General features: G+C 62.7%; 7 protein-coding genes. All 7 read right to left on the minus strand.

The window, feature by feature from the left end; translation table 11 throughout:
* Nucleotides 1–104: 104 nt before the first annotated feature.
* Nucleotides 105–1,772, minus strand: coding sequence for a hypothetical protein (locus H5T60_07680; protein MBC7242310.1), 1,668 nt, complete (start codon nucleotides 1,770–1,772; stop codon nucleotides 105–107).
* A 104-nt stretch (nucleotides 1,773–1,876) separates the two neighbouring features.
* The gene (locus H5T60_07685) at nucleotides 1,877–2,842 is read right to left on the minus strand and encodes an ABC transporter permease (GenBank protein MBC7242311.1); all 966 of its coding nucleotides are present in this window, start codon (nucleotides 2,840–2,842) and stop codon (nucleotides 1,877–1,879) included.
* Nucleotides 2,843–2,907: 65 nt separating this feature from the next.
* Nucleotides 2,908–3,879 carry an ABC transporter permease gene (locus H5T60_07690; protein MBC7242312.1) on the minus strand — a complete coding sequence of 324 codons (972 nt, stop codon included), beginning with the start codon at nucleotides 3,877–3,879 and terminating at the stop codon, nucleotides 2,908–2,910.
* Between the two features lie 158 nt (nucleotides 3,880–4,037).
* The gene (locus tag H5T60_07695) at nucleotides 4,038–5,852 is read right to left on the minus strand and encodes a peptide ABC transporter substrate-binding protein (protein ID MBC7242313.1); all 1,815 of its coding nucleotides are present in this window, start codon (nucleotides 5,850–5,852) and stop codon (nucleotides 4,038–4,040) included.
* Between the two features lie 194 nt (nucleotides 5,853–6,046).
* Nucleotides 6,047–7,051, minus strand: coding sequence for a dipeptide ABC transporter ATP-binding protein (locus H5T60_07700; protein MBC7242314.1), 1,005 nt, complete (start codon nucleotides 7,049–7,051; stop codon nucleotides 6,047–6,049).
* 38 nt (nucleotides 7,052–7,089) lie between these two features.
* Nucleotides 7,090–8,076, minus strand: a complete 987-nt coding sequence (locus H5T60_07705; protein ID MBC7242315.1) for an ABC transporter ATP-binding protein — start codon at nucleotides 8,074–8,076, stop codon at nucleotides 7,090–7,092.
* Nucleotides 8,077–8,182: 106 nt separating this feature from the next.
* On the minus strand, nucleotides 8,183–9,501 hold a 1,319-nt coding region (locus tag H5T60_07710), incomplete at its 5' end, for a peptide ABC transporter substrate-binding protein (GenBank protein ID MBC7242316.1).

A 9,501-nucleotide genomic window follows, 5' to 3' on the forward strand; every position in this document is an offset into this window, starting at 1 on the left:
GTTTTCTTCATATAACACCGCAGAGCCTGCGGCGTTGCAGGCAGTGTCCAATGAGTAAGACGTAGATGTGCGCCCGGCGATATGGGGTGGAACAGGAGTCTATATCACTGGTAATGCCACCAGGGGGCATCCCAGAGGGGGCCGGCGAAGGGGCTGGGGCGGGCACCGCCAATTTCCGCCCTCAGCCAGAGCTGTTCATGAGGCGCAAAAAGGGGCACAACGGGCAGTTCGTCCAGCAGAAGGCGCGTCCATTCGCCGAAGAGGCGCGCCCGTTCCTGCGGGTCACACGCCGGCACTGCGGCCATCTGTTCCAGCAGTGCATCCGACTGCATATTCTCCCAACCGGCGAAATTGAACCCACTGCCGGCGCGCGTCTCCGAGGACAACCAGAAGATACGTTGGTCGGGGTCCAGGGGAAACGGCCAGCTCAGCACTGCCACATCGAAATCATGACGGAAAAGCTGATCCAGGAAGATACCCCATTCCACATAATGGGCCTCGCTCTCCACCCCGACCTCGCGATAGATTTGCGCCACTAGGGCCGCGGCGGCCATGCGCAGGGGATTTTCCCCGTTGGTCACCACGTTCAGCACCAGCGCCACTTCGTTATGGGCACGCAAGCCGTCGCCATCCGCATCGGGCCAGCCGGCGGCAGTGAGCAGGCTCCCCGCCTGGTGCAGGTCGAACGCCGGCAGACGAGCAGTAGCGGTTTGCATGGCCCAATGCGCCGGCAGAAGCGTGCCTTCCAACAGGGTCGCTCCCATCGGGCTGGCCTGTCGGGCGATGGAGGCGCGATCCAGCGCCATCGCCAATGCCCGGCGGACGTTGGCATCTTTCAGCGGCCGGCGCGCCAGATTATAGTAGACCAGCATATACTCCCCGCCCGGATAATCCAGCACCTGCCACTCCGCCGCCACCGGGGGCCAGGCGAGACTGCCGGCAGGAAAGCGCGCCGCATCCAGCGCGCCGCCGTCCCACGCCTCTCGCAGGGCCGCGGGGGTATCCAATGGATAATAGCGGAACTCCGCGATCTCCACCGGCCGGCGGTACCCCGCGAACGGCCGCAGAATGACCTCCCCGTTCTCCCGCGCTTCCACCAGCTCCAACGGGCCGGTGCCCGGGACAACGGTCGGCGTCTCACCCGCCTCTCGAGCGGCGATCACGGCGGCCGGCAGTATCGGCATTTCAGCCATGCTGTACAGCACAGCGCAGTCCGGCCGGCGCAATCCCACCTCGATCACTTGAGGGGAGACCAGGCGCACATCGGCCACATTCATCAGGCCGGCGTACCACAGGCTGTGGGATGCCGGCGAGGCGAAATAGCGTAAGGTCGCCGCCACATCCTCCGCGCGCAAAGGCGTGCCGTCGTGCCAACGCACATCCGACCGCAGGGCGAAGCGCACCGTCAGCCCATCCGCCGAGACCTCCCAGGAATCCGCCAGCACGGGGATGAGCGCACCGCTGGTTGGGTCAACGCCCAGCAGGCTCTCCCACACCAGCGGCCACCAGCGCATGATGCCGTCGCCCTCCTGGTCCCGCCAAGGCCAGACCTGTGGGTTTGGCTCCACCTCGCCGAAGCGCACCCGGAGCGGCGGCGCCGGCGTGGGGGTGGAGGCCGGCGCGTGGGTGGGTGCCGGCGAGAGTGCTGGGGAGGGGGTATAAGTAGAGAGAGGGGAAACCGTGGGAGTCGGTGTCGCGGTCTGGCCGGCGCGACAGCCGGCCGCCAGGCCGACAAGCGCCAGCAATCCAATGAGGCCGACAATACGCCGCATCCCGCGGGAAATGGAACAATGCAAGGATGATCTTCCTGTGCTGGCACAATAAGCGCCTCCCCAACACGGTGTGGGGAGGCGCATCATGGCCTTGTGGCAGTGCGTTACTGGCCGCGCAGGCGCGGGTCAAAGGCGTCCCGCAGGCCGTCGCCCAGGAAGTTAAAGGCCAGGATGGTCAGGGTCAGGGCCACCGCCGGCGCCAACAGCAGGTGCGGATAGGAACGCAGTCCGACATAGCCCTCGGAGATCATGATGCCCCAGCTCGGGCGAGGTGCGTTCACGCCCAGGCCGAGGAAGCTCAGGAATGCCTCCGTCGAGATATAGCCAGGGATGGCCAGCGTCTCCGCCACGATACAGGGTCCCAGCGCGTTGGGGAAGAGGTGGCGGAAGATGATGCGCAGGTCGCTGGCGCCGACGGAGCGCGCCGCCTCGACGAACTCCTTGCGCTTCAGGGACAGCACCTGGCCGCGCATGATGCGCGCCATGCCCAGCCAGTTCAGCATACCGATGGCGATGAAGATAAAGAACATGCCGCCCATCTTGCTGTCGATGGCCACCAGGGTATGCAGGAATGGGCCGCCGACGCCCGTGCGTGCCACCGCCTTGAAATACACTTGGAGCAAGATCACGAAGATCAGGATGGGCATGGCGTATAGGAAATCCACAAAGCGCATCATGATATTATCGACGCGAGCACTGGAATAGCCGGAGATCATCCCATAGGTCATGCCGATGAGCAGACTGACAAAGGCCCCCACAAATCCCACCGCCAGGGAAACCTGCGCTCCGTAAATGGTGCGGCTGAGGATATCGCGTCCCAGGAAGTCCGCGCCCAGGAGATACTTGGGGCCGGGCAGGGCATAGTTATCTGCCAAGTTGCCCTTATCATAGGGATAAGGAGCGATGTACTTGGCGAAGACGGCGACAAAGATCAGTACGATGATGAAGATGCCGCTGGCGACCGCCAGCTTGTTCCTCAGAAGCGCGCGCCAGGCATCGCCCCAGGGACTGCGCTCCTTGCGAGCGGCGAACTGCAGGTTATTGGCAGTAGTTGTTTTGACCGTGCTCATGTTCCCTCCACCTGTCTATCAACCAGATCGCCGGCGCCGCGGCCGGCGCTTCATCTTTCCCTCGATCAGTCGAACCGGATGCGCGGGTCCAACCACGCATACACGATATCCACCAGTAAATTGGCGATCACGATGGCCACGCCGTACAGCAGGGTCGTCCCCATGATGATGGGGTAATCCCGATTGCCGATGCTGGTGACGAAATGCTTGCCCAGACCGGGGATGGCGAAGATCTGCTCCACCACGAAAGTGCCGGTCAGCACCGCCGCGAACATGGGGCCCAGGATGGTCACCACCGGGATCATGCTGTTCTTGAGCGCGTGGCGGAAGATGACCATCCGCTCAGCCAGGCCCTTGGCACGCGCCGTGCGGATATAGTCCTCCCGAATGACCTGCAGGAGGCTGGCGCGCGTCAGCCGGGCGATGCTGGCGGAGAGGCCGGTGCCCAGGGTGAAGGCCGGCAGGATGGCATGCCGCCAGAAGGTCAGGTCCGGCTTGGGCAGGAACCCCAGGAAATAGGGCGGCTGCGCGCCCCAGCGAGAGACGGGGAACCACTGCAGTTTCAGGGCAAAGATCCAGATCAACAGCGGCCCCATCACGATGGCGGGGATGGACACCCCCACGATGGCGAAGAACGTGGCGAGGTAATCCACGATGGTATTGTGGCGCAGGGCCGCGATGATGCCCAGCGGGATGCCGATGCCAATGGCGATCAGCATGGCCAGCATACCCAACTGCGCGGAGACCGGCAGTCCTTCGGCAATGACATCATTCACCGTCCGGTTGCGATAGCGGAAGGAGGGCCCCAGGTCTCCCCGCACCACGCCCCACAGATAGTCCACGAACTGTTTCCACAGCGGGTCGTTGAGGTGGTATTTGGCCTCCAGGTTTTTCACCACTGCCGGGGGCAGTTGCTTCTCGCCGGCGAAATCAAACGGCCCGCCAGGCAGGAACCGCACCAGGATAAACACCACCAGGATCACAAAGAAGAGAACCGGTATCCCCCACAACAGGCGTCGAATGATATATTTCGTCACCCCAGTGCCTCCTTACACCAGTTATATGCATCATCGTATCCTTTTCTTGCACTGCCCGCCTGCCCGCAGGCAGACGGGCATTCCAAGAAAAGCATTCCTGCCAGTGACCGGGTGACAGTCACCGGGATGGTGACTGTCACCCGGAGGACGAAACCCGATTACTTGCCCAGCGCCGCCTTCTTGGCTTCCCAGTCGATCTTCCAGTTGAAGAAGTCCTGGCCGCCCAGTCCGAAGTAGTTGCGCTGGAGCCACGGCTTGGTCAGGTTGACCGTGGTGTAGTAGTAGATCGGGGCGATGGCGGCTTCCTCTTCCACCAGGATCTTCTCGGCCTGCTTGTACAGGGCCTTGCGCTCTTCCGGATCCTGGGAGACCTCCGCCTTGTCCACCAGCTCCGCGAACTCCCGGTTGTTCCAGCGGATGTCGTTGCGCTTGTCCGGATGGAAGACCTCGTTCAGCCAGTTGTTGGCATCCGGGTAGTCCGCGCACCAGCCAAGGCGCCAGACATGCGGCATTTGCTCGACCGGCGTCGTCTTGCTGATGGTGTTGAGGTAGACCTTCCACTCCTGGTTCTCGATCTTGACGCTGATGCCCAGGGCTTCCTTCCACATGGCAGCGATGGCTTCGGCGATCTTCTTGTGGCCTTCGCTGGTGTTGTGCATCAGGATAATCTCGGGGAAGCCCTTGCCGTCGGGATAGCCGGCCTCAGCCATCCATTCCTTGGCCTTCTGCAGGCCCAGGGTATAGTCCAGCGCCCACGGGGCGATGTCCGGATCCTGTGCGGCCGAGCCGAACATGCCTATGGTGGTGAAGGTGTTGGCCGGGAGCTGGCCGCCCTTCAGCACGTTCTCCACCAGCGACTTGCGGTCGATGGCGGCGGACAGGGCGCGGCGCACCAGCTTGTTGTCCACCGGCGGCTTGTCGGTGGTGAAGCCGTAGTAGTAGGTGCAGGGGTACGGGCCGATGTGCAGTTCCTTGCTCAGCACGGGATCGGCCTTGATGCGGTCCATGTCCTCCAGCGGCGGCGCGGTGGTGTCAAGCTCGTTGTTCTCGTACATGGCCATGGCCGTGGAGGCTTCGACCACCATGACGCCGTAGATCCTCTCGATCTGCACGTTGTCGGCATCATAGTAAAGCGGGTTCTTGAGCAGGGTCAGGTGGTCCTCATGCGCCCACTCGGCCAGCATGTACGGGCCGTTGGTGACGATGAAGCCGGGCTCGATCCAGCGCTCGCCGTGGGCTTCGATGGCATCCTTGGGCATAGGCCGGGCGACCCACATGCCGGCGATGCCGGGGAAGTAGCCGGCGGGATGCTCCAGCGTGATCTCGACGGTGTAGTCATCCACGGCGCGCACGCCCACCGCATCCACGAGCGCCTGCAGTTCTTCCTCGCTCAGCGCCTCGGTGTCCGCGGTGTTCAACGCCTCGCCGCCCTTGATGATGTAGAGCACGTAGGCATAGCCGGAGGCCGTGCGCGGGTCGAGGGTGCGCTTGATGCCGTAGACGACATCATGCGCGGTTACCGGGCCGACCTCTTCCACCTGCTTGGTGCCGGGGTTATACTTGACCCACTTGGCATCCTGGCGCATCTTGAAGGTGTAGACGTCGCCGGCCTCGTTGGTCGTCCACTCGGTCGCCAACTCGCCCGTGACATTGCCCTCGGGGTCAAAGGCCGTCAGGCCCAGGAACAGGTTCTCGATGACATCCACCGAGGTGGTGTCCTCGGCCAGGGCAGGGTCGAGCGTAGGCGGCTCGGTGCCGAAGTTCCAGTTCAGGGTGATCAGCTCCTCCTCCGGCTTCGGGGTCGGGGTGACCACCACTTCCTTCTCGACCACGACGGTCTTTTCCTTCTCGACCACCACCGTCTCCTTGACCACCTTCTCCACCACCTGCGGGGTGGCGGGCGCGCAGGCGGCCAGGATCAGGCTGGTGACGATCACTGCGGCCAGCAGTAGGGCCCACTTCTTGCTAAGCATGGTACATCTCCTCCCTTACATCTGAAGTTGCGAAGGCTACCGAACTATACGGACGGGGTGCGAGTTTCCCCTTCCTGAGGACTGCCTCACTCGCCGCATCACCTCCTTTCGGGGAAGCCTTCTGACCAGGCCCCATGGGATACCGGGGGGTCAAGCAACATTCCAGATACCGATTTCGCTCTGACCGTGCCGGCTCAATGCCCGACGCGCCAGCAGGCGACCCAATGCTCGCCGCCGACGTCGACAAAGCCCGGCTCTTCCTCCCGACAGATATCCATCACCTCCGGACAGCGCGTGCAGAAGTTACAACCCTTGGGCGGATTGGCCGGGCTAGGCACGTCCCCCTTCAGAATGATGCGCTGGCGCTTCTCCTCGACCACCGGGTCGGGGATGGGCACCGCCGAAAGGAGCGCCTTGGAATAGGGATGCAGAGGATTCTCATACAGCTCATCCCGGTCCGCCAGTTCCATGATCTTGCCCAGGTACATCACCGCCACGCGGTTGGAAATATGCCGCACCACCGAAAGGTCATGGGCGATGAAGAGATAGGTCAGGCCGAACTGGTCCTGCAATTCTTCCAGGAGGTTGATGATCTGCGCCTGAATGGAGACGTCCAAGGCCGAGATCGGCTCGTCGCAGACGATGAACGAAGGGTTGACCGCCAGGGCGCGGGCGATGCCGATGCGCTGGCGCTGGCCGCCCGAGAACTCATGCGGATAGCGGTTGACGAAGTAGGGGTTGAGGCCCACCACCTGGAGCAGTTCCTGCACCCGCTCGCGGCGCTCTTTGCCCGTGGCAATATTGTGCACTTCCAGGGGTTCCCCGACGATATTGCCGACGGTCATGCGCGGGTTGAGGGAGGCATAGGGGTCCTGGAAGATCATCTGCATTTTGCGGCGCATGCGGCGCAGTTGTTCGCCCTTGAGCTGGACCAGGTTGACGCCCTCGAACCAGACGTCGCCGGCAGTGGGGCGGTACAACTGCAAGATAGCGCGCCCGGTGGTGGACTTGCCGCACCCGCTCTCCCCCACCAATCCCAGGGTCTCGCCGCGGCGGATAAAGAAGCTGATGCCGTCCACGGCCTTGATCGTACCGACCTGCCGCTGAATGATGATGCCCTGGGTGATGGGAAAATGCATCTTCAGGTTTTCCACCCGCACCAGGATTTCGTTTTTGCCCGTCTCGTTGGTTCCTGTCATTGCCGTCTCCATTATTATCACACGAGAAACATGATGGCTTACGCTTTGGGGGTCTTCGTGATATCCGCCCAGCATGCTAGCAGATGCCCCCGTCCGATGGGTTCCAGGGGCGGATTTTCCTTCCAGCATTTGTCCATGACCCAGGCACAGCGCGGGGCGAATGGACAGCCTTCCGGCGGCGAGAGCAGGTCGGGCGGCATGCCCTCGATGGGAGTGAGCTTGGCCTTGCGCGGCATATCGAGGCGGGGGATGGAGCGCAGGAGGCCCAGGGTGTAGGGATGACGAGGGTTGCCGTAGAGTTCCTTGACGCCGGCCAGCTCGATGATGAAGCCGGCATACATGACGGCCACGCGATCGGCCAGGCCGGCGACCACCCCCAGGTCGTGGGTGATCCAGATGATGGCCATGCCGATCTCCTGCTTCAGCCGCTTCACCAGGTCCAGAATCTGTGCCTGAATGGTCACGTCCAACGCCGTAGTCGGCTCGTCGGCGATCAGCAACTGCGGGTTGCACGAAAGCCCCATGGCGATCATCACGCGCTGGCGCATGCCGCCGGAAAATTGATGGGGATAATCGTCAATGCGGTCGGCGGCGTTGGGGATGCCCACCATCTCGAGCAGTTCGATGGCGCGCCGGCGGGCTTGCTGCTTGGTCATCCCCAGGTGCAACTGCAGTGCTTCCGCAATCTGAAACCCGATCGTCAGCACCGGGTTCAGCGAGGTCATCGGGTCCTGGAAGATCATGGCGATGCGGTTGCCGCGCACCTGTCGGATCTCACTCTCGCTCAGCTTCAACAGGTCCTTGCCGTCAAACCACGCCTCCCCGCCGACAATTTTTCCGGGAGGCTGGGGGATGAGCCGCAGTAGCGAGAGCACGCCCACGCTCTTGCCGCACCCGCTCTCCCCCACAATACCTAATGTCTCGCCCTCATCTACGTGATAAGAAATGCCGTTGACGGCGTGCACCACGCCATCCTGGGTGAAGAACTGCGTCTTGAGACCCTTGACCTCGAGCAAACGAGCCATGCATTCCTCCAATGACAACGGTGATACGGCGTTCCTCGGCCGATATAATCACCTGCCAGTGGGCACGCCCTCCCCGTGTGTCCACCCGACAGGTCGTTTCCAACCCTCAGCGAGCACCCTCAATATATGCCTTGCTCACATCATATTCCCCTTGCGGGGTAATCACCAGCCCTTTGACATAGGGTTTGACAAGCTCGTACTGCACCCCATGATACAGGGGTATCCAGGGCGCGTCCTGCACGATGATGGTCTCGGCCTGGCGGTACAGCGCAAAGCGCCGCTCTTCGTCCTGTTCCACACGCGCCTGTTCCAGCAGGGCATCCACTTCTGGATTGCTGTAGCCTGTGCTGTTGCCGTCGCTGGCGCTGTGGAAATGGATATCCAGGAAGTCCTGCGGGTCGGGGTAATCCGCGCTCCAGCCCAGGAAGAACATCTGGTATGCGCCCTGATTAATGTCCCGCAGAAAATCCCCCCATACCACCTGCTGGATCTCGACCTCGACGCCCAGGACATCCGCGTACATGGCGGCCAGGGCTTCGGCGATCCGACTGCCGCCGGCGCTCACGGCGAAGACGATAGGCGGCAGGCCGGCCGGCCCACCGTACCGCGACTGCGCCAGGAGCTGACGCGCCTTCTCCGGGTCATACGCCAGGCGCGGCACATCCGGGTTGTAGCCAGGCAGGCCAGGGGGCATCACCCCCCAGGCCGGCACCACACTGCGCTTGAACATCACCTCGGCCAGCTTCTCGCGGTCGGTGGCATACACGAACGCCAGCCGCACGTTTTTGTCGTCAAACGGTTCCAACCGGGTGTGAAAGGCCACATACTGTACCGTGAGCTGAGGGACGGTGACCAGCTCGGCGTGCAGGGGATTGCTCGGGTCCAGCACGCGCTCCAGGTCCTCAATGCCCACCGGGGCGACGTCCAGCTCGTCATTTTCGTACATGGTCGTGGGGTCGCCGGCGGAGAGGTTGAAGAAAAGTTGGGTGATGCCAGGCGTACCGCGGAAGTAGGTGGGGCTGGCTGACAGCACAATCTCGTCGTCCGTGCGTTTGGACAGCCGATATGGGCCGCTGCCGTTGGGGCGCTCGGTCCAATTGGCGCCCAGGACATTTCTGCTGTCCACCACCGCGGCAGAGGGGTAGGTCAGTTTGGCCAGAAAATAGGCTTTTGGTGCATCAATTGTCAGGCGAAGGGTGCGCTCATCCAGCACCTCAACGCCTCGGATTTCATCTGCCACGCCGGCTATGCGCTCCATCGCGCCCACGATATCCCCCAGATATAACGCCGCAACGGGCGAACCTGTACGAGGATCACAGGCCCGCTCCAGCGAAAATTTCACATCCTCCGCCCGGATGGCCCGCCCATCCTGAAAGCGGGCCTCGGGTCGAAGATAAAAGGTATACTGCGTCCCGGTGGCATCCA

It is taken from the genome of Anaerolineae bacterium (assembly GCA_014360855.1).
In the GTDB taxonomy this organism is placed as follows: domain Bacteria; phylum Chloroflexota; class Anaerolineae; order JACIWP01; family JACIWP01; genus JACIWP01.